A 24609-nucleotide genomic window follows, 5' to 3' on the forward strand; every position below is an offset into this window, starting at 1 on the left:
CATCCACCTGCCGCAGCTTCGCGACGATCTCTTCAGGCTTGTGCTTCTTGTTGGGCATGCTCTCGTCCTCCGATGGTGCCAAAACCATACTTCATGAAGGACCACTTTTTCGGGGGCAGGCCACGGTGCGACGACCCCGAGAACGGCAACCCCTTTACGGATTACGAGCTGGCGTGGCTCCGGGCCGTCCTCGACTCGCCGACCGGCAGTTCGGGGTATGGCCTCAAGACGGGCAAAGAGCGCGTCAGCGAGTGCCTGATCAACGTCGCGATGCGCAATCGCTTCCACCCGATCAAAGACATGCTTGAAAGCCTCGGGCCGTACGATCATCGGGACTACAACGGCACGGCCCTTGAGCGCCACCTGGGCGTCCCGCAGACCGTCTATACGACCGAAGCCTTCCGCTTGATGATGGTCGCCGCCGTGGCGCGCACATACGAGCCGGGGCACAAATTCGACAACTGCCTCGTGATCGTCGGCGAACAGGGCATCGGCAAATCGACCTTCATCGAAGAGATCGCGATGGGCCGCTGGTTCGACAACTTCAACGTCAATTTCGACGATCCCGGCCGCGCCATCGAGAAGATGATGGGGAACATCTTTCTCGAATTTGGCGAGATGGCCGCGTACAACAAAGGCGACCTGGAATCGGTCAAGTCGTTCCTATCGCAGACCGAAGACACCCACCGCCTCGCCTATGCCCGCACGCCGACGCATTTCAAGCGCCAGTGCGTGTTCTTCGGCACGTCGAACAATCCCGAGTTCCTGCGCGACGAGACGGGCAACCGCCGCTTTTGGCCGGTGCGATCCGAACTGCCGTACATGACGCTCGGGCCGGCTCGTCAGCTTCTCCGCAGCGAGGTTCCGATGATGTGGGCTCAAGCCCTTCACGAGTACCGCGAGCTGCGCCGCAAGCACCCGACCGGCCCGCTGCCGCTCCTGTTGTCGCCGGCCGCAGAAGCGCTCGCCAGACAGGCGCAGCGCGAGGCCAAAGAGATGACCGCCGCCGAGATGTACGCGGAGGATATCAGGCGCGGCATGGACCGCGTTGTGATGCGATCCGAGCTTGGGACCGACAATGTGGCCGACCGCTTCGACGACGCGTCAGACGAGCCCGATGTGCCGATGATCCGAAATATGATCTCGCGATCCGACATCATGTCCGACATGCTCGGCATCGCGAAACGCGAGATCAAGAGCCAAATGTCGACCGTTACCGGGGCGATCAACATTCTCGAACGCGAGGGATTCTTGACCGTACCGCGCACGCAAAACGGGAAGGAAGCCAAGGCTAGATTCGGTAGCGGCGACAAAGAGCGCTTCGTCGTAAGGGCTAGTTTGGAACAAAACAGTACGTTTAGGCGGGCAAAGTGGGTTCCGGCCAGTGTGGTCTACCCGGTCGACGACGACGAAATAGCCGATCTGATCGGATGAAGCTTAAAGCCCCCTAACGGGGGTTTTTCTTTGCTAACCGTATGTTTTCCGAAAACTCGTTTGAAATGGGGGCCATCGACAGAGAATCGATGACCCCACCGCAATCCCCTGAGAAATAAGGGGTTGCGGCATTTTGGGGCCATTGGTGCCATCGATTCTCTATGTAGCTCCAGAGGAAAGAGAGACAGATGCACACCTGCTATAACACCCCGTTAGCTAACCGTACGTTTCCCCCGTAACCCCCCTTTATTCCCTTTTTCTCTCTCTTCTCTCTATTTCTATATTTCCTTTATAAGAAAATCGATGGCCCCAATGGCCCCACTAGGGGTAGGAATCCTTATTTCTCAGGGGCTCCAGCCGGGGCCATCCCTGGGGCCATCGCCGGGGCCATTGGCATCGATGGCATCACCCTTGGCCCCACCCCTGTTTCCGTGCATTCGGTACAACCTATAGGTGGTACAACCGGGCATATCCTACCTACTCAGTGGGGTATATCACGCGCCCGTGAGCGGGTATTCCGTCGAGATCGGAAACCGGCTAGGGAGCCCACGCCCGGAAACCGTACCTTTACAAAACGAAAAGAAGTATTTTTCAAAAATCCACATCGGATGCGGCCCCGCGTGCTCTTCGCACCCCCCGGCAGCTCGACCTCCGATTAAGGACCCTGAGCGACAAAGAGTAGTTTAGCAGCTGCAGACAGCAGCACATCTCCAGCCGCTGACTACCATCTTTTTGGGGTAGACGCGCCCAACCCAGAACCTGCAGAGCGGACCAGTTGTTTCTACCGCAACAGCTGGTTATCAAACCAAAAGTCCATGATTGATGATTGGTTGCGGACAACCGGGCCGGCGAGGAACGGACTGACGAGGAGAGACTGTTTTGGCGACACCGTTCTATGAACAACCTATCCTCAATTCGCCCTATCACTTCCCGACGCGCCACCATTGCCTTGATGATCGCGGGCAACCGACGGCCCTCGATCCGCTTCCTGGAAGACGTCGATCCAAATATCTGACGCCGGTTCCGACAGCGAAGCGGAGACGTGCCGACCAGGCCGAGCTTGCCTTTCACACACAGGAAGGAGAACCCGGCACCTACAGCGAAAATCCGATCGTCAATGAAATCCGCACTCATCTCTCGGCTTGGCGGTCTCTGCCCAATCCAGCCGACTGGAGTGTTTCGCCGACGACGCAGCGACTGCTGCTGCACTGGCGGCAATACGCGTTCGAGGGCCCTCGCCCGTTCTTCTGTCAATTGGAGGCCGTTGAAACGGCGATCTGGCTGTCAGAAGTCGCACCGAAGAATAGCAAGCGGTACGCGTCGCTCTTTTCCTATCTGGAAACGGCCAATCTCAACGCTAATCCCGAATTAATGCGGTTGGCGCTAAAGCTCGCGACCGGAGCCGGCAAGACAACCGTCATGGCGATGTTGATCGCCTGGCAGACCCTTAATGCGGTGCGCAGTCCGAGCTCAAAGCGTTTCTCCAAAAGTTTTCTGATTGTCACGCCCGGCATTACGATCAGGGATCGCCTGCGAGTGCTACTTCCGGCCGATGGCGAGAACTATTATCGCACCCGGGAGTTGGTGCCGGCCGAAATGCTGACCGATCTCGGCAAGGCGAAGATCGTCCTGACCAATTACCATGCATTCCAGCTTCGAAAGACGAGCCCTTTGAACCAAGTCGGCCAGGCGGCCATGCGTGGCTGGCGCGAAGAGGCGATCGAAATCGAGGAGAGCGAAGAGGCGATGCTGGAGCGCGCCTGCGGCGATCTTCTTCGCCTGGGCCGGCCGGTCGTTGTCCTCAATGACGAAGCTCACCATTGCTATCGCGAGAAGCCGGAAGACGAAACCGTCGAAGAGACGAAGGTCTCCGCGGACGAACGCGAGGAGGTCAAGCAGAACAAGGAGGCCGCACGGCTCTGGATTTCAGGGCTAGAAGCGCTCAATCGCAAGATCGGCGTAAAAACCGTCTATGATCTGTCGGCGACGCCCTTCTTCCTGCGCGGCTCCGGCTATGCGGAGGGGACACTGTTTCCATGGGTGGTCTCGGATTTCTCACTGGTAGACGCCATCGAATGCGGCATTGTAAAACTGCCGCGCGTTCCAGTATCTGACAACACGGTCGCCAACGATTTGCCGATCTTTCGCAATCTGTGGGATCATATTGGCAAGGCCATGCCGAAGAAGGGCGCGGCGAAGAGCGGCGATCTCTCGCCCGAGGACCTTCCCGATCTTCTGAAAAACGCGCTTCTCTCGCTTTACAGCCACTACGAAGATACGGACGCAATCTGGCGCAAAGCCGGGATAGACGTTCCACCGGTCTTCATCGTCGTATGCAACAACACTGCGACGTCAAAGCTCGTCTACGAGTGGATCTCCGGCTACGAGCGCGAGATCGAAGGCGTGCCCACGCTCCAGAGGAACGGCCATCTGGAAATGTTCCGGAACTACGATGAGTATGGCAATCCGCTGCCGCGCATGAACACACTTCTGATAGACTCCGAGCAGCTGGAGTCCGGCGAGGCCCTCGATTCGAATTTCCGCAAACTTGCCGAGACAGAGATCGAGCAGTTCCGCCGTGAACTACGCGAGCGCCAAGGCTCTGAAGCCGGAACGCTTTCCGACGCAGATCTGCTTCGCGAAGTCATGAACACGGTCGGACGCAAGGGCCGGCTTGGTGCCGATATCCGGTGCGTCGTCTCCGTTTCGATGCTGACCGAAGGCTGGGACGCAAATACCGTGACCCACGTCCTTGGTGTGCGCGCCTTCGGCACCCAGCTCCTCTGCGAGCAGGTGATCGGCCGAGGCCTGCGTCGCCAGTCCTACGAACTCGGAGAGCAGATCACGCCCGAGGGCCATCCCCTTTTCGACGTCGAATATGCGGACATTCTTGGCATCCCGTTTGATTTTGCAACGGAAGGCCGGCGCACCGCGCCGACGCCCCCCAAGAAGCTGACCCATATCCGCGCTCTGAAAGAGCGCGCCGCTTGCGCCATAAGGTTTCCACGCGTCGCCGGCTATCGCACCGAGCTTCCCGACGATCGTTTCTCGTATGAATTCGATAAAGATTCGGCTCTCACCGTTACCACCGACAATATCGGCCCTGGCACAACCCGGATGGAGGGCGTTGTCGGCGAGGGCTACGATCTGACGGCGGATGTCCTTGACGAAACGCGACCTGCCGCGATCACCTTCCATCTCACCAAGCGACTGATCGAGCGCTATTTCTGGCCGGAAGGCGCCGCTCAACCCTCCTATAATCTCGTTCCGAGGCTACAGCCGGTCGTGCGGCGCTGGCAGCGCGATCATCTGGTGCTGACGGGTGAACTGAAGCCGGCCGTCATGGTCTACTTCTCAGTTCAGGAAATGGCAGTGGAGCGCATCTACCAGGCGCTTGTGCGCGGTGCGGCGAAGGCCGACGGAAACGGCTCCGATCGGCAGGTCATCCGCGCGATCCTCGATCCGTACAATCCCTCCGGCGTCACCGACCATGTGGGTTTTTCCACATCGAAGGACCGGCTCTGGGCAACGGCTCAGGACAAATGCCACGTCAACTTCGTCGTCGGCGACAGTGACTGGGAACTGGAGGCGGCCCGCGTCATCGAGAGCCATCCAGCGACGATCGCCTACGTCAAGAACCAAGGCCTCGGCTTCGAGATTCCATACCGTTCAGGCTCCATCGCGCGCCGCTACGTACCGGACTTCATCGTCCAGATCGACGATGGCAACGGCCCGGACGATCCGCTGCATCTCATCTGCGAGACGAAGGGCTATCGCGGCGAAGACGCCAAGGACAAAAAGACGACGACCGAGACCTTCTGGCTCCCCGGCGTCAACCGTATGGGCACCTATGGCCGCTGGGCTTTTCGCGAATTTCGCGACATCGCTGATTTCCAGAGGCTTTGGGACGAGGCGGCAAGCGAATTCATCGCAACCAAATCAATCCATTTGCAGGACGCATGAAAATGCCCGGTTCTACCTTCACGACCAACCCCGTCTCATTGCATGAGCTTCTGAAACAGAGCCACGAGGGCAAGCTTCAACTTCCGGATTTCCAGCGGAGTTGGGTCTGGGACGAGGACCGCATCAAAAGTCTGATTGCTTCGATATCGAGGGCGTTCCCGGTTGGAGCGCTGATGACGCTCAACACGGGCGGCCCCGTCAGCTTCAAACCGCGTCCGATCCAGGGGGCGCCGGACGGTATCGGACCGAACACTGCCCAGGCGCTTCTGCTTGACGGCCAGCAAAGAACGACATCGCTCTATCAGGTCGCGTATCGCGGCGAAGTCGTGAAAACGATGACCGTGAAGAAGAAACCGGTGGAGCGCTGGTTCTATATCGACATCGAGAAGGCACTCGATGCATCGATCGATCGCGAAGAGGCGATTATCTCGATTCCGGCCGATCGCAAACTCAAGTCAGACTTCAATCGTTCGATCGATCTCGATCTGTCGACGATCGAAGACGAGTTCAAGGCGCTGATGTATCCGGTGACCCAGCTTTTCGCATGGAGCGAATGGCAGATGCGGTTCATCACCTGGGCGAACCGGAACGGAACCTTTCCTGAGAAGTGGCCGATCATCGACCGGTTCTACAAGGAGATCGTCCAGAACTTCGAGCAATATCAGGTTCCGGTCATCGCTCTCGACAAGGAGACGTCGAAGGAAGCGGTTTGTACGGTCTTCGAGAAGGTGAATACGGGAGGCAAGTCTCTAGACGCCTTCGAACTCGTCACCGCGATGTTTGCAGCAGAAGGCCATGAGCTGCGTAAGGACTGGTACGGCAAAGGAAACGAGCGGGGTCGCCATCATCGGCTCGTCGATACGATGCGCGCCGGCAATCAATCGAAGGGCATCGTCTCCGAGGTCTCCAACACCGATTTCCTTCAAGTCGTCGCGCTGTTTTATGGCCGCGATCGGCGACGTGCCGCTGCCGAGGCCGGCAAAACTGGCAAGGAATTGCCAGCCATCGCACCGAACCGGCAGACGCTGCTGGATCTGCCCCTCGCTGCCTATCTAAAATACCAGGATCAGGCCGAAGAGGGCTTCGTTCGCGCAGCGAAATTTCTTCATTCGCTCAACATCTTTCGCGTCTTCGACCTGCCCTATCAGTCGCAAATCGTTCCGCTTGCCGCGATCCTCGCCGATCTCGGTACAGAGATCGACAATCACGCGGTCAAGAGCAAGCTCGTCCACTGGTACTGGAACGGTGTCTTCGGCGAGCTTTACGGATCGGCAGCCGAAAGCCGGATGGCAAGGGACTTCCTGGAAGTTCCGGATTGGGCGCGCGGACACGGCGCCGAACCTTCCACGGTTCGCGACTCCATCTTTCGCGCAGATCGCCTCCACACCATGCGAATGCGCCTGTCGGCAGCCTATAAGGGCGTGAATGCCCTGCTGATGAAACGAGGGGCGAGAGACTGGCTCTCCGGCCAGGATTTCAGCCTTGCGGTCTTCTTCGATGAGAATGTCGACATCCACCACATATTCCCGAAAGACTGGTGCAAGAAGAAGGGGATCAAACAGGAGCGCTACGACTCCATCATCAACAAGACACCGCTTGGTTCACGAACGAACAGGATCATCGGCGGCAGTGCGCCGTCGTCCTATCTGAACAGCCTCGAGACCGGTTCGGCGACGCAGCAAGCGATTGCGACCGACCACCTCGATGCGTCGATGAAATCCCATCTGATTGAACCTTCCCTGCTTCGAGCGGACGATTTCGACGCGTTCATGCTCGATCGCCAGAACCAGCTGATCGCTCTGATCGAGGATGCGACCGGAAAGAACGTCCATCGCTCGACGGCGGAGCCCGACGAAGAGGCGGAAGCGGTCAGCGCGGACGAGGAGGATGATGCAGACGCCTACGAGGCCGAACTCACCATGGAGGCCGCTGAGTGACGGTAGATCCGAAACCTCTGACGCCGCCCCGCATTCTCGCGTTCTGGCAGCACTTGATGAAACGCCATCGAAAAGAATGGGAGTGGGGCCGCCCCATGCACGACGCCATGCGCTGGCACGAGCATGACAGCTTCAAGCTTGCAGTCGCTCAGACGATTGGTTCGACCTATGCGAGCGTCTACACGCGTGGCCTGGAGAAGGTTTCGGCAGCCAGCGTGAAGGCGCGGCTGGAACCATGGCAGGACGAGCTAAGCGAACGGACAAATGCGCCATTCGTCGCGAAAGGCGATCGCAACGCATTTCTTCGACAGCAACTGGACATCGACATGACCGATGAGACGAATTGGGACACTGCGTCCGATTTCATTATCGAAGCAACTGATCGGCTCGAAATGGCGCTTTCCGAACGACTGGTACTCCGCACATGACCCGCCGCCCCCGCCGCTCCGCTTCCTCTCCGAAAGACGTCGAAGCTCTCACCCATGAGGGCGCATCGCGGCTGAACAATCCGACGGCCGAGATGGCGTCTCTCTACGAGCAGCAGGCCGAAGCGCTCGGCGAGATGGATGTGACGATGACCACTCCCCGCGACAGGCCGCTTTCCCACGGCGAGACCCGCGAGCGCGAGACGCTGCATGATCCGCAGATCGTGTGGAAGAACGCCAAGCTGAAGCTTTCCCAGAAGCAGATCCAGGCGCTTTTGAACGGCGAGACGGTGGATCTGGGTGATGCGCAGTTCACCTGGAAGGGCAAAGACGCGCAGGACTGGTCCGATCTCGTGATCAACGCGCCGCCGCTCTACATTCAGGAAAAGGTGCATCCCAAGGCGATCATCGACGGGCTGAAGAAGGCGGCGAAGAAAGCCAGACAAGATGCGGTGAACGGTAAGCCGGACGCAACCCCCGATCTCTTCGCCGATTTCAACGGCCTCGAAGATCCGGAGGCCCGGGCCGAGTTCTACCAGCATTCCAAGCACTGGCAGAACCGGATGATCCTTGGCGACTCCCTGCAGGTGATGGCCTCGCTGGCCGAGCGCGAAGCCTATCGCGGCAAGGTGCAGTGCATCTATTTCGACCCGCCCTACGGCATCAAGTTCAATTCCAACTGGCAGGTCTCGACACTCAGCCGGGACGTGAAGGACGGCAAGTTCGAAGACGTGACGCGCGAGCCCGAACAGGTGAAGGCCTTCCGCGACACCTGGAAGGACGGCATCCACTCCTACCTCTCCTATTTGCGCGACAGGCTCTCCGTCGCCCGCGAACTCCTCACCGAAAGCGGCTCGATCTTCGTCCAGATCGGCGACGAAAACGTTCATCGCGTGCGCGCGCTGATGGACGAAGTGTTTGGAGAAGAGAATTTTGTTAGTTTGATTGTAGTTGCAAAGACAGCAGGGGCAACGTCTCAGTATTTACCGCCAATAGCCGATTACGTTTTATGGTATGCAAAAAGTAGCGAATCGCTGAAATACCGCCAGCCCTACGTCCAAAAAACCGCTGAAATCGGAGGCGGCGAGTACAAATACCTATTACTGAATGATGGCCGTAAGAGGCCAGCGACAGCCTCGGAAATTGCAGGAACCATTCCGGAAGGTGCCAAACTATTTCGACCTAGCGCAACAACTTCGCCGAAAGCTCCTGGAAACGACCCACTAAACTTTGAGGGAAAACAATACACCCCGAACCGTAGCCAGTACTGGAAAACGAGTATACGGGGATTAGAGCGCCTCGGAAAAGCGGGGAGGTTAATCTCACGAAAGACAACGGTATCTTACCTTCGGACACTCGTTGATTTCCCCGTGATGGGAATCAACAATATTTGGACGGACGTTCGCTGGGGTTTTGACGCCTCGGAAAAAAGATATGTTGTCGAAACAAACCCGCAAATCTCGCAACGTTGCATCCTCATGACCACCGATCCCGGTGATCTCGTTCTCGATCCCACCTGCGGCTCTGGCACGACAGCGACCGTCGCCGAGCAGTGGGGCCGGCGCTGGATGACCATCGACACCTCGCGCGTCGCCTTGGCGCTCGCCCGTACCCGGCTGATGAGCGCGCGCTATCCCTATTATCTTCTCGCCGACAGCGAGGAAGGCCGCGAAAAGGAGATGGAGGTCTCCGGCAAGGTCCAGCCCGATGGCCGGACTCTTGGCGATATCCGCCAGGGCTTCGTCTACGAGCGCGCACCGCACATCACGCTCAAATCCATCGCCAACAATGCCGAGATCGACACGATCTGGGAGCGCTGGCAGGAAACGCTCGAACCCTTGCGCGAGACGCTGAACGCCTCCCTCGGTGTTGCATGGGAAGAATGGGAGATCCCCCGCGATCTCGATGCGTGGCTTAAAACCGAGAACGGCAAGAGCAAGGCCGGTCTCGTGAGCGATAAGGCCCGAAGAGCCCATAGTGACTGGTGGGAGGCCCGGATCGCGCGCCAAACGGAGATCGACGCGTCCATCGCTAAGGCGGCCGATGTCGAAATGCTCTACGACCGCCCCTACGAGGACAAGTCGAAAGTGCGCGTCGCCGGGCCTTTCACCGTGGAAAGCCTCTCGCCGCATCGGGTCGTGACCATGCGGGACGATACGCTGATGGACGACATCCATGCCGTAGAAGGCGCGCTTCAACCCTCCCCCGCCTCCGTGCCCGAGGCCGATTTCACGGCCATGGTGTTGGAGCACCTGAAAAGCGAAGGCGTCGTTCAGCAAGCCAAGAGCGACCGCGTCACCTTCACCGCGCTCGAACCCTGGCCAGGGCACTATCTGGCGGCCCTCGGCACCTATGAGGACGCGAACGGGGCGGAGAAGCGGGCCGGCGTACTGATCGGACCGGAGTTCGGCACCCTTGCCCGCTCCACCATCACGGCCGCGGCGCGCGAAGCCTCCGACGCACGGTTCGACGCGCTGATCGCCTGCGCCTTCAACTTCGAGGCCCAGGCCTCCGACCTCACCCGTCTCGGACCGCTCGCCATCCTGAAAGCGCGCATGAACCCGGATCTTCACATGTCGCAGGAGTTGAAGAACACCGGCAAGGGCAATGCCTTCGTCGTCTTCGGCGAGCCCGATGTGGAACTCCTCGACGCGCCCGGCGGCAAGATGCGCGTGAAGGTGAAGGGTGTCGACGTATTCGACCCGTCCAACGGCGAAATCCGTTCCGACGGCACCGATGGCATCGCGGTCTGGTTCGTCGACGACGACTATGACGAAGAGAGCTTCTACGTGCGACATGCCTACTTCCTCGGAAGCGCAAAGTCGGGTAACGATCCCTACAAGTCGCTGAAAACGGCGTTAAAGGCGGAGATCGACAAGGATGCGTGGGACACGCTTTATTCCGACGTCTCCGTCCCGTTCGACAAACCCCGTAATAGGAGAATCGCTGTGAAGGTGATTAACCATTTCGGCGACGAGGTTCTGAAGGTGTTTGGCGTTTAGGCCACCATAGACAAGAAAGTTTCATAGTTTATGCCTTATGATTTGCATCAGAGTCTATCAGAATTTTCTTATGGGTATGGGGTTACTCGCGAAATAGAAGACTTACTCGGTGGGATGGGTTTTCGTACAATACCATATCTGCCAAATCTGGTTCATGAGGGAAAACAGGGTTTCGACGCAGGTTTCGACCGTCCCGGGAAAGCTCTTCTGATACAATTTAAACTTGGCCATGAGCTGAAGCAATTCAGAAGAGCTCGCGGCTATGGAGGGAAGCCTGCAAATGTCGGGAGCCCATACTACAGGTTCGATGTCGATATAAGCGCCGATGAAGGACAATTCGGCTTACTTTCAAAAGCGCAAAGAGATGGCGCGGAGGTGTACTATATCGCTCCAGTCTTTAAGAATTGGATTGAGTATTCGAATGCGTTTCTCGACGAAAAAATATTAGAGAATTCGATTATCGTCATGCCGAATGAGATACTTGCTGCAGCAAGTTCAATCGCCGCCGAAAAAAACTACGAAAGTAAACATCGCGTTCTTTACGATTCGGATGGAAACTGGGGTATTTGTTCCGAGCCGGTCGAGATGCCACATCGTAGTATCAGAGAATTTATAACTGAGCGGTTTCAACCGAATTTTGATAAAACGATTTCGGAGCAAATATCTGAAATCTATCGAGGTCTCGATGATCAGTTGAAATCAGAATTTCGCTCTTCGGTGCCAGAAAGGGATGAGGAGAAGAAACTCCGAGAAGCGTCAGCTTCTAAAAGATCTGAGAATTATTCGCGAATGCGCTCGCTAGGTTATTCTGAGATAGAATCTCAATTTCTGACGCTGGGCTTCGAAGCTTGGATTAAAGGTGCTCAATTATTGACGGTGACTAATGATATGTCAGATGAAGATCGCGCAGCTATCGATGGGCTAGTTCTGAGTTAATTTTGATGCTGGGGACTAGCTCATGCCCACCCTTCTGGCCGACACGTTCCAGTCCGCGCTGACGAAGCTCACCAATGACGAACAGAAGCAGGTGAAGATCTGCGTGTTCGATCTGCAGTCGAACCCGTCCCATCCGGGCCTGAAGTTCCATCGGATCGACAAGTCGAAGGACCCGAACTTCTGGTCCGTTCGGGTGGGTCGGGACATTCGGGTGATCGTCCACAAGACCGGCGATACGACTGCGCTCGTTTATGTCGATCATCACGACGACGCCTATAAATGGGCAGAACGGCGCAAGCTGGAGCGACACGAGACCACCGGGGCGTTGCAGATCGTCGAGGTGCGCGAGCGGGTCGTAGAGATCGAACAGCAAGTAGCACCCGATCTCTTCGCGGATTCGGAAGCTGGAAGCGCATCGCGGTTCGAGCCTGAACCGAAATCCACGCGTTCCAAGCGAAGCGCGGAGCCGATCAAGATCTTCTCCGGTCTCGCAGAGCGCGATCTCCTCTCCGTCGGCGTGCCGCGCGACTGGCTGAGCGATGTTCTCGGCGCGGACGAGGACGGCTTCTTCCGCCTTGCCTCCCATCTGCCGCAAGAAGCCGGCGAAGCGCTGCTCGAATATGCCGCGACCGGAACCTTGACGCCCTCCCCGCCGCCGCAGGAGGATGCGGTCGCTCACCCCGACACCCTGCGCCGCTTCCGGGTAATGGAAGGCGTAGAGGAACTGAAGGCTGCATTGGAGGCGCCTTTCGAACGTTGGGCGGTCTTCCTCCACCCGATGCAGAATGCGTTGGTTCAACGCGGCTATACCGGCCCCGCGCGGGTGACGGGATCGGCCGGGACAGGTAAGACAGTCGTTGCCTTGCACCGGGTGGTGGCGCTTGCGAAGGCCGATCCGGCGGCTCGAATTGCGCTGACGACCTTTTCGCGTCCTCTCGCTGAAACGCTGAAGGCAAAACTCGAACTTCTCAGCGAGCATCATCTCGGCCTTGACGCGCGGGTGACGACGGCGTCGTTCCTCGATCTTGCGCGGGAAACGCTTACACTAAAGACCGGCCGCGAGCCGAAGCTAGTGTCCGACGTAGATCTGCGCGCCATCGCAGAACGAGCGCTCTCGCAACATGCCGATGCGGGGTTCGCGCTGCCTTTCGTTTTGTCCGAATGGCGCAATGTCGTCGACGCCTGGCGCATCGAAACGCTAGAGGCCTATCGCAACGTACCACGCATGGGCCGCAAGAGCCGGCTTGGCGGGAAACAGCGCGACGCTTTATGGCCAGTGTTCGAAGCCATTCGGGCCGGGCTCAGGCGGATTGGACGCGTAACGCCTGCGGGTTTGTTTGCAGAGGCAACGAGCGTTTTGGAAGCTGGCGCCAAACCCTACGATTATATTGTCGTCGACGAGGCTCAGGATCTGGGGGTTGCCGAGCTTCGGTTCCTCGCTGCAACCGCATCCATTCGTCCGGACGCACTGTTCTTTGCAGGCGATCTCGGCCAGCGCATCTTTCAACAGCCGTTTTCCTGGAAGGGTCTTGGCGTCGACGTGCGGGGGCGCTCGGCGACACTCAAGGTCAACTATCGCACCTCCCACCAGATCAGGAGGATGGCGGATCTTCTGATGCCGAGCGAACTGACGGACGTGGACGGCGTTCTGTCCGATCGGCAAGGAACGGTCTCGGTCTTCGAGGGACCGGAACCGGTCATCGTTCTGGCCGATGACGAGGACGATGAACGTGATCGGGTTGCAGCAGTCCTGAAGGCCGCGATCGCGGCCGGGCTCGAAGCGCGTGAGATCGGGGTCTTTGTGCGATCGGAAGCGCAGCTCGATCGAGCACGTGCCTTGGCGCAAGCCGCTGGTCTGCCGATCGCACCCGAAGCCGATGCTGCGACGGTCGGAACCATGCATCTCGCAAAGGGTCTTGAATTTCGTGCCGTTGCCGTCGTTGCCCTGGACGAGGATGCGCTTCCCACTCCCGAAGCGCTTCAGGACGTCGCGGACGGGTTCGACATCGATGAAGCCATGGCAGGAGAACGCCAACTTCTCTACGTCGCAGCTACCCGGGCGCGCGATCGTCTCATTCTGGCCGGGGTCGCCCCTGGCTCCCCATTCATCGAAGATTTGAGAGTCGAATGACGACCGAAACGTTTGAGATCAGGCCAGCCTCCCTTCTGGAGGATCATCTCTCGGCGGCAAAGCTCGATCCGTTCCAGCGTAAGTTCGTCGAAGCGGACGACGGGCATGTTCGTCTCCTCGCGCCGGCCGGCAGCGGCAAGACGCACTCTTTGCTCTGGCGATGCGCAGAACTTTACCGGCGCAGTAATGGCGCGTCTCGCTTTCTCGTCGTCACCTTTACGCGAGCGGCACGAGATGAATTGCGCAACCGGCTGTTTACGCCCGAATTCAAGGCATTCGCCACTGATACGGACGTCGTGACCCTTAACGGCTGGGGCAACCGCGTGATCAAAGATCATTTTCAGAATATTCAGATGAAGGTGAGCGAAGGCGACAAGACTTTTTTGATGAAGAACGCTCTGCAATCCGCCTGGAGCGAAGATGATGCTCTGACTCAGGGTATGAAAGACCAGCCTTTCAAATTGCCGAAAGTCTTGATCGATCTTCTTGAGACGATGAAATCGCTCGGGTTCGACCACGAGGACGGCTCCATGCGCCACGCGAATGATCGCATTGACGCACTGGAAGAGTTGGGGCTGATGAGTCATCTCGACGAGATTTCGCGCAAGCTCCTCGAATTCGGCATCCTGGAAAACGGACGTCTGGAAACCTTCGTCGAAACCGCCATGCCGTTTTTCGTACACGCTTGCGAGACGCAACAGGCCCAGGCGGTCTTCACGCTCGAAGACCAGAAATATGTTTCATGGCTGAAACTTCGCAAACTGGCGCAAGAGGGCTCGCATCCTGACCCTGGTGCAGCATACACTCATATCCTCGTGGATGAGTTTCAGGACATCAATCCGCTAGATCTCGCTCTCATTCGCCAGATCGCCGATCTACACGGCGCGCGAATAACGATCGTCGGAGACGATGATCAGGCGATCTTCGAATGGCGCGGCGCGACGCCGGATTATATTCTGGAGCCGCAACGCTTCTTCGATCGAAGTTTCGAAACGCACATTCTGGAGCGCAACTATCGCTGTCCGAAGAACATCGTCACGATGTCCGGCCAGCTGATCGCGTACAACAAACGGCGGGTCGCGAAGACCATGACGCCGATGCTGGAAAGAGACGCGAAAATCGATTTCTTCGACGCGGAACGGTTTGTGGACTCCACCGAGGCCGTCATGGCCGAAGCACGTAGATTCGTAGCTGACAACAGTCCCGGCGCGAAATTTGCAATTCTGTCGCGTAAGCGGGCGCAGATCATTCCTTATCAGATCATGATGGCACGCGAAGGCATGTCGTTCTGTGCCGCAGAAGACCTGTCGATCTTCATGTCCGAGACCTTTGATCGCCTGATACGTGCGCTCCAGACCCGCGCTATGGCCGCCTTGCCGATCCGCGTTCCCACGATGGTCGAAGACGTACTTGGCCTCTGCAACTCGGTGCGTCGGTTCCCTTTGTCAAAATCCGATGCCGATCGGCTCGGCAAGCATCTCCGAGCGGCAAAACCCAAAAGCTACGATGCGGTGCTCGACGCGCTCGAAGTTTTTACCGGCAGCCTTAAAGGCAAGAACGACGACGGCAAAGTTGCGGCAAGTTTCGCGCGTTCGCTCCGCCGCCTCGTCCACGCGCCGACGGTCAAAACAGCGTTGGAAGCGATAGAGGAGCTTGACGGTTTCAAACAGGATCACGGACGCGGCCAAGAAGACATCTTCCTGACGGATCCGCCATTCTTCTACCTAACAGAGTTTGCCGAATCCTACGGCGATGACTTCCAGTCCTTTATTGACGATCTGGAAACAGCGAAAGACACGCTCGTCAAGCTGCCTGGAGAGGATCGCGAGGATGCGGAAAACGCCATCTGGAAGCGGCCGATCCATTTGATGACGGCGCTGCGCGCCAAGGGTAAGGAGTTTGACACGGTCGTCATGCTCGACATGGTGGATGGGATCTGGCCCCTCAGGATGAACGCGAAGACCGAGCGCGGTCTGGAAGCGGAGAGGCGCCTCTTTTATGTCGCTATGACCCGCGCGAAACGGCGGCTCATCTTGACCTCGTCTGGACGGATTGGCGACCAGGCCGTCCAGCAATCGCCATTCATCGAAGAGTCTGGTCTCGCCTTGCGTCGCTGAGACGTCCGTGAAGATGAGACAAGTCAGGCGCGATAGCAGCACCGCGAGCAAGCTTTGCTGTCAAGCAGCCTCGCGCACACTCGCGGCAAAGAGGTTGCCCACATCGCCGTCCTCGACTGGAGGAATCAGCATGTCGCGCGATAGCGATCGTTTGCGCTCAAGAAGCTGATCGAGCGTCACGTCGAAGCTTGCTTCGCCAAAACTGGCATGAACGGCGACCGGAATATGGATTGTAACGTCCTTGTCCTGACCGATGCGGTAGGCGCGATCGTTGCACTGATCCTCGACGGCCGGATTCCACCAACGTGACAAGTGGATCACATGATTGGCAGCCGTGATCGTCAATCCGACCCCGGCAGCCTTCGGTGACAGGATCAAGCAATCGAAACCAGGCGGTGATGCTTGAAAAGCGTCGACGATTTGGAGGCGTTTGTCTCCGGGAACTGTCCCATTTATGATCGGCGGCTCCCGATCAAGACCAAAATAGGTCGCGAGTGCAGACGCAATTGTTGTCTGAACTTTTCGGTCTTCGAGGAAAATCAAAGCCTTTTCCCCTCGATCTCGGATGGCTTCAAGGCAAGTGACGGCATGGCTCATCCGGGCTGATTGATCGAACCAGCCTCGAACGGAAGCTTTGTCGTAGGTGTCGAACGCATCGCTTGCATTCGGATGAAGCGAGATGCCGCGGAACGCGTGGATCGCCTTCAGCATGGCATTCATGTTGCTGCCACCGGTTCGAGCAAGAGCGACAGCCTTCTCATATGCCTCCGCCTGTTCCGCTGGCATATCAATACGTGTGGTTTCGACACGCTTCTCTGGAAGGCCCGTCAGGATATCCGTCTTCATCCTGCGAAGCAGGACAGCTGGCGCACCCGGTTTGGGAGGCTCCAGTTTTTGGCGCAGTTCTGCGCGGTCTTCCGCCCCACCCTCTTCGTAACGCTTGGCGAAGCTTTTCAGATCGCCGAGATAGCCCGGCACGATGCGATCCATAATGCACCAAAGATCGGACAAGCGATTTTCGATTGGCGTTCCGGTCAAAGCCAGAACGAAGTCGACATTCATGGCTTTGGCCGTCTGCGTGTTAATTGATCCGGGTGCCTTTATCTTCTGGGCTTCGTCGAAGATTGCGACGCTGTAACTGAGGCGAGCGAATGCGCGGTGATAATTCGCCAGCGTCTCGTAAGTGGTCAATATCCAGTCCGCTTCGCGAAGGACACGGACGTCGAGAGCGTCCTCCGGTGCGACATCACTCGCTTTTGAGCGCTTGAGTTTCGAAAGCTTCGAGCCGAAGGCATCGACGCGCTTGCCGAGCACGCCATCGACGAGATGGCGTTCGCTTTCGTCCGCCCAGTTCCGAAGCAGCGCGGTCGGTGCCACGACGAGGATCGGCTGGCGCTTGGTGCCGTCCTGGAGACCGGCCTTCGCGCGAGCATCGCGAAGCCAAGCCAGGAAGGCCAAAGCCTGAAACGTCTTGCCGAGCCCCATGTCGTCGGCAAGAAGCACACCAGGCCAGCCCATGCGCCAAGCCTCAACGAGCCACGCAAACCCTTCCGTTTGATGGTCTTTCGGCACACTTCGCGTCAAATGCGGATGCGGGAACGCGTCGTCTGCGACCAGTTTGCGTTTTGGCCATGAGATCTCAAAGTCCACTCCCTCGAGATTCTGCGAAATCAGCAGCACATCTCGGTCGACCGAAACATCGTCAAGCGGCTCGATTATCGGACTGGTCGGCTGGTTTGGAGTTTGCGGTTCATCATCAAACGCAGGCAAGTACGGCTCGAGAGCTTGCCGGACGTCATCGACGGCATGTTCGGTGTCCTCGAAAGCGACAGTGACGTCTTTCGAGGCTTCCGCAGTCTCGTATGCCTTCTTCAGTGCAAGAAAACGCCTTTCATTCATCAAGACATCGCGATTACCGATTTTCAACGGAAACGTTTCGGGCAGCCATTGTCCGGCTTTGTTCTGCAGCCACGGGATCGCCGGCGGTTTCCAAAGCCCCAGTCCCAATACACGTTCGGAATACTGAGACGTTTCGACGAACAAGGATGAGGGCACATTCTCGTATCCAAGACCTATCGCTTCTGCAATCGAGGGTTTTGGGTTGCGCAAAAAAGCACGTCGTTCCTCAACCGGTGCGCGACGTTTTTCCCGCACGACGTCAAGGGCCCTCTTCAACTCCGGTTCCACGACAAGATAAGTGTTCCGATCGAGCACATATCCGGACCGGGTGCGGCTTTCGTTCGAAAAGAGATCATCGGCGAAGCGCTTCTGCAAAGCTTCCGGCAAAAGCGCGTCGGCAACGACGTCGACGATTGCGTCGGTCTCCTCGTCTCCGGCTTGTTCTTCTTCGATCGCCTTTTTCTGCGTACCCATGACGACGGGAACGAAATCAGGCCCGTTCGCCGTTTCACGAACGTCGAGCGCGAACGCACCGGCTTGATAGATCGATAGACTCTTCAGGTATACATCGTCCGAAGCGACATCTCGTCCGAACGATTGTTTGAGTGCGGACTGAACCGGTGCCCATCGACGAATCCTTTCTTCGGGCTCGCATCCTTCACCCGAGTTGTAGGCGTTGATGGCCTCACTCAGGGCATAAAGCGGCTGGGAGAGACGGTAGGTTTTCGTGCCGATTGTTATGAAACACCCTGTTCTTTTCGGGCGCACGACATTGTCGGCTGCGTCGTACCAGCGAACCCTGATCTTGCCGTCTGGATCAGTCATCTTTCCTTCGAAGGAGAGCGTCGCCGACACCGTCGCCACCGATGGAAGACCGATCGCTTCAGCCTGCGCCTGCGAAAGCTCGCAGATGGTCTGAAATGGTAGGACGTAGCGCTCGCCGTCTATCGATATCTTACCTGCGTCTTCCAGACGCGACAGCGATCGGGACACCTGACCGATGGAGCTGTTCAGCGCCGTCCATTCTGAAACCGAGATAGGTTTTCGCGAAAAGAGCCGACGCTCTTCGACGCCGAGCGAGAGGTGCGTTTCGGTGATGTCGTAGACGAAGTTCGCCACGATCAAAGATACTCCGAAGCCTGCATTGCCGTTCCTGTCGCCGAGAAGATGCGCCGAGCGACTTTATGCTGCCAAGCGCCGGGCCCGTGATGCGGGTAATGCCGCACCTCCAAAACCGGATCGGCTCCGCGATTGCCTCGCAGTTCCTCAGCGGCATACAAACTTCTATAAAGCGAAGGGACGCCATGCGCGCTGGCATTCGCCCAAAAGCGGCATGCTCCGCTGTGACTCCATTCTGCGCAGGTTTCGCTTCCGATCTTCAGAAGTAAGACGGAATGGCCGGTCTGGATTCCGCCGCCTTTCTCGAAGCGACCAAATCGAACCTTGCCGCCAAACCTTCGGCGCGCCTCCGCTTGTCCTTGTGGATCGAGGACGACCCATGCTCCGCTGATCAGTTTTTTGTCGTAGACAGCTTCCCAGAATGTTCGCCGATAACTCCACATTTCGTCTGGTGCAACAGCATCGACGACATCGAGAAACTGCCGCAGGGCTTGGCGGGTTAGCCAGCCACGCGCGATCTCTGCCGCTTCGGGCATAGCCGCCCATTGGCCCGAATTTGTACGCGGATCGCGAAACAAGCCGATCAGAACATCGAGATAGCGATCGCAAACCGCTTCGTCCGGCTGATGGTCGCGAAAAGGAAGGAGCAAGGCATTTGCCACGACTGCCGCGAACTCGGAAAAATACAGTTGGCCCTCTGGATTGATCGCAAGATCCTTAACGAAGTCGAGACGTTCTTCCGGATCCTCGACTCGCATCGATGACAGCGCCTGCAGCGCATCGAACGTCGCGGTCTTTGCGAAATTCCCTTGCGATATCGATGCAGAAAACTTTTCGTCCGTCATCAATGCGCTTGGTGCGCGCCTGCGATCGATGGCGAGCTGGGCTAGTCTGCGAGAGCCTTCTCGCCCGTCGAACATCGCCCACTCTCGAGCCAGGCGTGGAAAAGGTTCCCGAGCGATCTCCGCGACTCGTTTGAGCGTCGCTGCCACGTCTTCGATCCCATCAGCATCGGGGTGGTATTTATAAAGATACGCAAGAGCCAGCGCACGTGTGCTCGATCGAGCACCAATCCGTTCAAGTTGAGCGAGAAACTCCCGCAACGCCGAATCAGACGACGCAATTTTCGCCTTCAAGCCCCAAAGGCACCAGGCTACATCGCGCAACTGCGTCCGTGTGAGACCCACACCATTTTCAAGAGACATCAGACACTCGGCGGCAATCGCTTCGTAATCTCGCGCCTCTTTGCGCGCACCCGCCTCCGGAAGCTGCATCCTGGCTGCGACCGACTGCGTTTTAGACGTCCGCTCCGACATTGGGCGGGTAGGATGTCGATCGATCAATTCGCCGAGCGCATCGCGAAAGGCAGTCATCTCAAGCTACCTCGAAGCGAGGGACCGGCATCTGACGGCGCAGTCTGCTGCCGGAGCCGGCCGAGTTCGTCCTCCATTCGATGCAGCAATTCCTGGACCTCGGTCAGTCGCGACCGATCCTCATTTTCCATAACAAATCGCAGGTCGATGCGACGGTTCTGATCCCAATCCTGGCGTTCATTCGTACCGAGGCTCGGCAGTGGACGTGTCGAGGAATACCCCGAAACCGACATGATCTCTTCGCCCTTGCTGTTCCTTAATTTGCGAAGCGTCGGCTCTGCGGTGACAAGGCTGCGGTAAGTATTTACGGCTCGTTCGGTAGATAATGCCCAGTTGCGGGCGTCGGACCCGGTCACGTCCGTGTGGCCTTCAATGAAAACGGTCTCGACCTTGAACGGAGCTTCGTTCAAGCAGGCCTCGCTCGTCTCCGCGCAATCGGCATACTCCTTCAATGTTGCGCCAAGAACCTTGCCGATCACCTCGACCGTTCCCTCAACCTGAGGCGAGAGGTCGGAGCGATCCGTCGAAAAGCGCACGGCATCTTCGGTCAGTCGCAAGACACCGTTTCTCTCATCGATGATCACCGGGACATCGAGGAGGGCCAAACGTCTTTCGATATCGGCCAGCATTTTCGCGCGCGCTTCCTCCGCACGCTCGATGGCTGCGATCGCTTCAGTGACCGCCTGATTCTGCTCGCGAAGCGTCTCGGCAACTTCTTCGGCGATGTTAATATTTCGCTCCTGGTTGTCCGTTTTCTCACGAAAATTCAGCGCGAACATCATAAGCATGATGATGAAGATGAAGAGGATACCAACCATCATGTCGGTCATGGAGACAAAATAGTTCTCCTCCTCGTCCGCGCTGGTTCCTTCGGCGACGTCGTGTTCGGCAATCATCGAAAAGCTTCCTCGATCATTCAGCCGCTATCTGGCGCATGTTGCGCGACAACTTGTCTGCACTCTCACTGAAGCTTTCGGCGCTGTCGTTAAGCGTTTCAAGCAGACCGCTCAGTTTGCCGACGGCGTTGCCCAAGCCATCGTCTGTATCGCGAACATGCCGATCCAACACCTGCTGGTGGTTGGTCGTCGCAGTCGAGAGCGCATCCACTGCACGGCCCAGCTCAGTATCGATCCCACGGAAACTTTCCGCATAGTTCTGCCAAAATCCGCGCGACTCCTCGTGGGCTTCGCCAAGCGATCTAGCCATGGCCTCGGAAGCACCCTGCGCCAATCGGATCGCAGAAAGCGTTTCCTCCATGCGGGTTCCAAGTGTCTCGGTCGCCATTCCAAAACGCTCCCCGACTTGAATCAACGGAGCGGAGGCCGATCGGACGCTTGCAGCCGTCTCGTGAAAGACGTCTGCTGTTTTGCGGGTTTCAGATGTTGTGGCCGTGATGGCTGTGGATTGGGACTGCAAGCTCGTTTCAAGACTGCGTATTGTCCCAGTCAAACGTTCGAACTCGCCCGAAACCGACTGCATGACGTCGGTCATTCCCGCCCTCAATGTCTGCGTCAGTTCGTTCGAGAGCGCGAGCATGGCGTCCGAAGCTTGCCGTTGTGCTGAAGCAACGTGGGCGGAGGTTTGTTCCAGTTCGCTGCGTATGCCGGACTGATACCGACCGACGTCTTCGCTGAAGCCTCCGACTTGGCCTTCAAGTCTCTCCAGAACCCGACCCATCGCCTCTTCGAGACGAACTGACGCGCCGGTCGCGGCACTCCCAAGAGCTTGGTCGACCTGCGTGTTGGCGCGCTCCATCGTCTGGCGGAGCGTTTCCGCGATCTCGGCTAGCGCTGCGCTGCTTTGCTGGGAGCTCGCCCCGAAAGTTTCTCCAGCGCGCGCGACCATTTGGTTGAGATTGTCCGCGGCTTCGGAAATCTTCGTTCCGAACTGCTCACTCGTTCGGCTTGCACCGGACCGCAACACTTCCGAGAACTCTTCGCTCATCCGCGACGAGCGTTCTGCCGCTTCCCTTTGAGAGCGCACGAGTTCTTCCTGTGTCGTCTCAATCTGACTGCGCATGTCCGATTGGAAGCGCCCCATTTCGGTAGCCAATCTTCCAATCTGGGTTTCAAGCTTCTCGAGGACGCGGCCCATCGTCTCTTCGAGTTGTGCTGATGCGCCACCCGCAGCAGACCCAAGCGCCTGTCCGATCTGCGCGTTCGCCGTTTCCATCGTTTCGCGAAGCGTGTTTGCGATCTGGTCGAAGGCTTCCTTACTCTGTTCGGACGATCGTCCGAGATTGGCCCCTGCTTCTCCTACCATTTTCGTGAGATTGTCGGCAGCATCGGCCATGCGACGGCCAAAATCCTCACCTGTGCCGCGCAAGCCCGCCTGCATCTCCGCAAGGCCTTCCTGCATCTTGGATAGCGTTTCGGCGAGCTCGCGCATCTCAGTGCCAGCGCTGCTTTGAACGCTCTGTGAAAATTCTTTGATCAGCTCGCCGACACCAGTCTCGTTCTGGTTCTTCATCTCGACAATTGCTCTATCGAGACTTTGCGTGACCGGGCCAAGCGCCCCGCTCATCGCTGTATCAATACGTCCGCCAAGGACGCTAAGCGCATCGTTGATTGACTTGTCGAACTTCGGCGCGATCTCCTCGCCCATGCGCGCGAAGAAATCACCTTGAGTGATCTGCTTAAGCTCGTCACGCTGCTCCTTCATCGTTCGATTCATTTCGATCGAAATCGATTGAGGCGCTTTGTACAGAAGAGCTTGTTCCAGTGTCCGGCACAACCGATGGAATGAGGCTTCAATTGCGATCGTATAGGCTCTGAAAAGGATCGCGAGCAGGATCGACATCCCAAGCCCAGCAATCGAAGTTGCAAACTTGAACGTCGCGATCTGCAGAAGCTCACCAACGGCTCTTTGCATATCGTCGACGTCTTGTGCTGCAGCTGCCGCGCCAGCTTTACTAAGCGCCAAAACAAGCCCAACGAAAGTAAGCAGCAGACCGATCCCGACAAAATAGCCGGGCAGCGCATTCATAAACTTCAGACCGCCGAACGTTTCTTTGGCTACGCCTGGATTTATGAAGGCCTGTGGTCTGACGGTGTTGCATACAAGATCGGTCCGGTCCTCGTCGACAACCAGAGTCTCGTCGAACTCATGGAATGCGTGACCGATAAGACCGTTATTTCGAAACCTTTCGCGAACCGCATCGTAATTCTTCGCGAAAATCTTCCGATCGATACCACGGCCCTTCGTTGCGCTTTTGCTTAAGACTTCGACAGTTTTACGCAGCGAGTGAAGCGAGAAGCTGATCCAAACCACGTAAAGGACGAAATAGCAGGCTGCAAACCCAAGGCCTGCCGCAACAATCGCCCAAGCCAATGCGAAAACGAATGTCGGTCGGCTGAGTGCCTCGACCGAACCGCTCAACGAATCTTGAACCGCGAGCGTGAGATCGCCAAAGCTGAACCATGGATTGAAGAGTTCGAACACGAAGTTCGTCGCGACGAAAATTGCGACGAATAAAAACGATCGTAGAGCGAAATTCGAGAGGGAATTCATATCTGCCCTGATTTGCAGTTTGCGTCTGTCACTATCGCCCTCGGAGTGCGAAGGACGATCGTGTGAGGGGTCGAACAATTCGCCACCATGGCATTCGTCAGTTTGCCTGTCTGTCGCTAGATTGCAGCAGTCCGATCAGTTCTTTAATCGTAACGTGCATGTGCCAAGCGCAAACATTCCGGATTCGACGAATGCTCGAATCTACCCGCTGAGACCGACTTAAACGCGTTAAGCATCCAGTCCCGCGCTTTGGTGCTAGCTTATCAAGCCAGCATAGGAATGTGATATAGAACAGGGTGTTCAGGGAAGCGCCACGACCAATCACGTTGCTCGAGCAGCAATAGACCAATCTAAGGTTAAGTGAACCTTGCTTTAATGCAGCCTCAGCGAGAACGCATCGTTTGCAATTCCGAATTTAGCTGGTTCAGTCAGCCACTCTTTGTATCGAACCGACCCGCGAAGCAAACTGGAGGGCAATCCGCCTTTAAAGGCGCTATCGCCCGCGTTAACTGCCGTACCTCTAGAGCCAAACCGTCTGTTGGGGTAATCGTTGGGGCAAGCCGTCCCCGAACTGCAATTTTGTAAGCTAGAATAGAAGCTTATACCAAAATAATGGCGGTGAGAGAGGGATTCGAACCCTCGATACGGTTTCCCGTATACACGCGTTCCAGGCGTGCGCCTTCAACCACTCGGCCACCTCACCAAAGTCCCTTCGCTTTCCTGGCGATTCGCCTTCGAGCCTCACAGAGGTGGAAGGAACCGA

At 57.4% G+C, this 24609-nt stretch carries 12 protein-coding genes and 1 tRNA gene; 8 read left to right on the forward strand and 5 right to left on the reverse strand.

Going from position 1 to position 24609, the window contains the following annotated elements; all coding sequences use genetic code 11:
• Window positions 1-93: 93 nt before the first annotated feature.
• The 8 genes from ABDX79_RS05605 (at window position 94) to ABDX79_RS05640 (ending at window position 15945) form a co-directional block, all read left to right on the forward strand.
• Window positions 94-1434: a virulence-associated E family protein gene (locus ABDX79_RS05605; RefSeq protein ID WP_346219293.1), complete on the forward strand. Its 1341-nt coding sequence runs from the start codon at window positions 94-96 to the stop codon at window positions 1432-1434.
• Between the two features lie 879 nt (window positions 1435-2313).
• Window positions 2314-5397, forward strand: a complete 3084-nt coding sequence (locus ABDX79_RS05610; protein ID WP_346219294.1) for a BPTD_3080 family restriction endonuclease — start codon at window positions 2314-2316, stop codon at window positions 5395-5397.
• A gap of 2 nt (window positions 5398-5399) precedes the next feature.
• Window positions 5400-7334 (forward strand): GmrSD restriction endonuclease domain-containing protein, encoded by a 1935-nt coding sequence (locus ABDX79_RS05615; RefSeq protein ID WP_346219295.1) that lies wholly within the window; start codon window positions 5400-5402, stop codon window positions 7332-7334.
• A gap of 95 nt (window positions 7335-7429) precedes the next feature.
• Window positions 7430-7762 (forward strand): hypothetical protein, encoded by a 333-nt coding sequence (locus ABDX79_RS05620; RefSeq protein WP_346219296.1) that lies wholly within the window; start codon window positions 7430-7432, stop codon window positions 7760-7762.
• On the forward strand, window positions 7759-10761 hold the full coding sequence (locus tag ABDX79_RS05625) for a site-specific DNA-methyltransferase (protein ID WP_346219297.1): 3003 nt from the start codon (window positions 7759-7761) through the stop codon (window positions 10759-10761). The genes ABDX79_RS05620 and ABDX79_RS05625 overlap by 4 nt, the downstream gene beginning before the upstream one ends.
• A gap of 30 nt (window positions 10762-10791) precedes the next feature.
• The gene (locus ABDX79_RS05630) at window positions 10792-11697 is read left to right on the forward strand and encodes a hypothetical protein (RefSeq protein WP_346219298.1); all 906 of its coding nucleotides are present in this window, start codon (window positions 10792-10794) and stop codon (window positions 11695-11697) included.
• A 22-nt stretch (window positions 11698-11719) separates the two neighbouring features.
• Window positions 11720-13828: a 3'-5' exonuclease gene (locus ABDX79_RS05635; RefSeq protein ID WP_346219299.1), complete on the forward strand. Its 2109-nt coding sequence runs from the start codon at window positions 11720-11722 to the stop codon at window positions 13826-13828.
• Window positions 13825-15945 (forward strand): ATP-dependent helicase, encoded by a 2121-nt coding sequence (locus ABDX79_RS05640; protein ID WP_346219300.1) that lies wholly within the window; start codon window positions 13825-13827, stop codon window positions 15943-15945. The genes ABDX79_RS05635 and ABDX79_RS05640 overlap by 4 nt, the downstream gene beginning before the upstream one ends.
• Before the next feature lie 60 nt (window positions 15946-16005).
• Here the strand turns inward: ABDX79_RS05640 and ABDX79_RS05645 are convergent, their stop codons facing one another.
• The 5 genes from ABDX79_RS05645 to ABDX79_RS05665 all read right to left on the reverse strand — a co-directional run bounded on the left by ABDX79_RS05645 (window position 16006) and on the right by ABDX79_RS05665 (window position 24549).
• Complete coding sequence (locus ABDX79_RS05645; RefSeq protein ID WP_346219301.1) at window positions 16006-18963, reverse strand: DEAD/DEAH box helicase; 2958 nt, start codon at window positions 18961-18963, stop codon at window positions 16006-16008.
• A 2-nt stretch (window positions 18964-18965) separates the two neighbouring features.
• Window positions 18966-20336, reverse strand: a complete 1371-nt coding sequence (locus tag ABDX79_RS05650; RefSeq protein WP_346219302.1) for an EH signature domain-containing protein — start codon at window positions 20334-20336, stop codon at window positions 18966-18968.
• On the reverse strand, window positions 20333-21232 hold the full coding sequence (locus ABDX79_RS05655) for an OmpA family protein (RefSeq protein WP_346219303.1): 900 nt from the start codon (window positions 21230-21232) through the stop codon (window positions 20333-20335). The genes ABDX79_RS05650 and ABDX79_RS05655 overlap by 4 nt, the downstream gene beginning before the upstream one ends.
• Window positions 21233-21248: 16 nt before the next feature.
• A complete protein-coding gene (zorA, locus tag ABDX79_RS05660) occupies window positions 21249-23777 on the reverse strand; it encodes an anti-phage ZorAB system protein ZorA (protein WP_346219304.1) in 2529 nt (842 codons plus the stop codon).
• A gap of 682 nt (window positions 23778-24459) precedes the next feature.
• Window positions 24460-24549, reverse strand: a tRNA-Ser gene (locus tag ABDX79_RS05665).
• Between the last annotated feature and the right edge of the window lie 60 nt (window positions 24550-24609).

This window comes from Fulvimarina fulva (assembly GCF_039652615.1).
GTDB lineage: Bacteria > Pseudomonadota > Alphaproteobacteria > Rhizobiales > Rhizobiaceae > Fulvimarina.

What these genes read in the sequence shown, in the direction of transcription:
- ABDX79_RS05605 (WP_346219293.1), top strand. Translation starts at nt 94, where the DNA reads ATGAAGGACCACTTTTTCGGGGGCAGGCCACGGTGCGACGACCCCGAG.
- ABDX79_RS05615 (WP_346219295.1), top strand. Translation starts at nt 5,400, where the DNA reads ATGCCCGGTTCTACCTTCACGACCAACCCCGTCTCATTGCATGAGCTT.
- ABDX79_RS05620 (WP_346219296.1), top strand. Translation starts at nt 7,430, where the DNA reads ATGCACGACGCCATGCGCTGGCACGAGCATGACAGCTTCAAGCTTGCA.
- ABDX79_RS05625 (WP_346219297.1), top strand. Translation starts at nt 7,759, where the DNA reads ATGACCCGCCGCCCCCGCCGCTCCGCTTCCTCTCCGAAAGACGTCGAA.
- ABDX79_RS05630 (WP_346219298.1), top strand. Translation starts at nt 10,792, where the DNA reads ATGCCTTATGATTTGCATCAGAGTCTATCAGAATTTTCTTATGGGTAT.
- ABDX79_RS05635 (WP_346219299.1), top strand. Translation starts at nt 11,720, where the DNA reads ATGCCCACCCTTCTGGCCGACACGTTCCAGTCCGCGCTGACGAAGCTC.
- ABDX79_RS05640 (WP_346219300.1), top strand. Translation starts at nt 13,825, where the DNA reads ATGACGACCGAAACGTTTGAGATCAGGCCAGCCTCCCTTCTGGAGGAT.
- ABDX79_RS05650 (WP_346219302.1), bottom strand. Translation starts at nt 20,336, where the DNA reads ATGACTGCCTTTCGCGATGCGCTCGGCGAATTGATCGATCGACATCCT.
- ABDX79_RS05655 (WP_346219303.1), bottom strand. Translation starts at nt 21,232, where the DNA reads ATGATTGCCGAACACGACGTCGCCGAAGGAACCAGCGCGGACGAGGAG.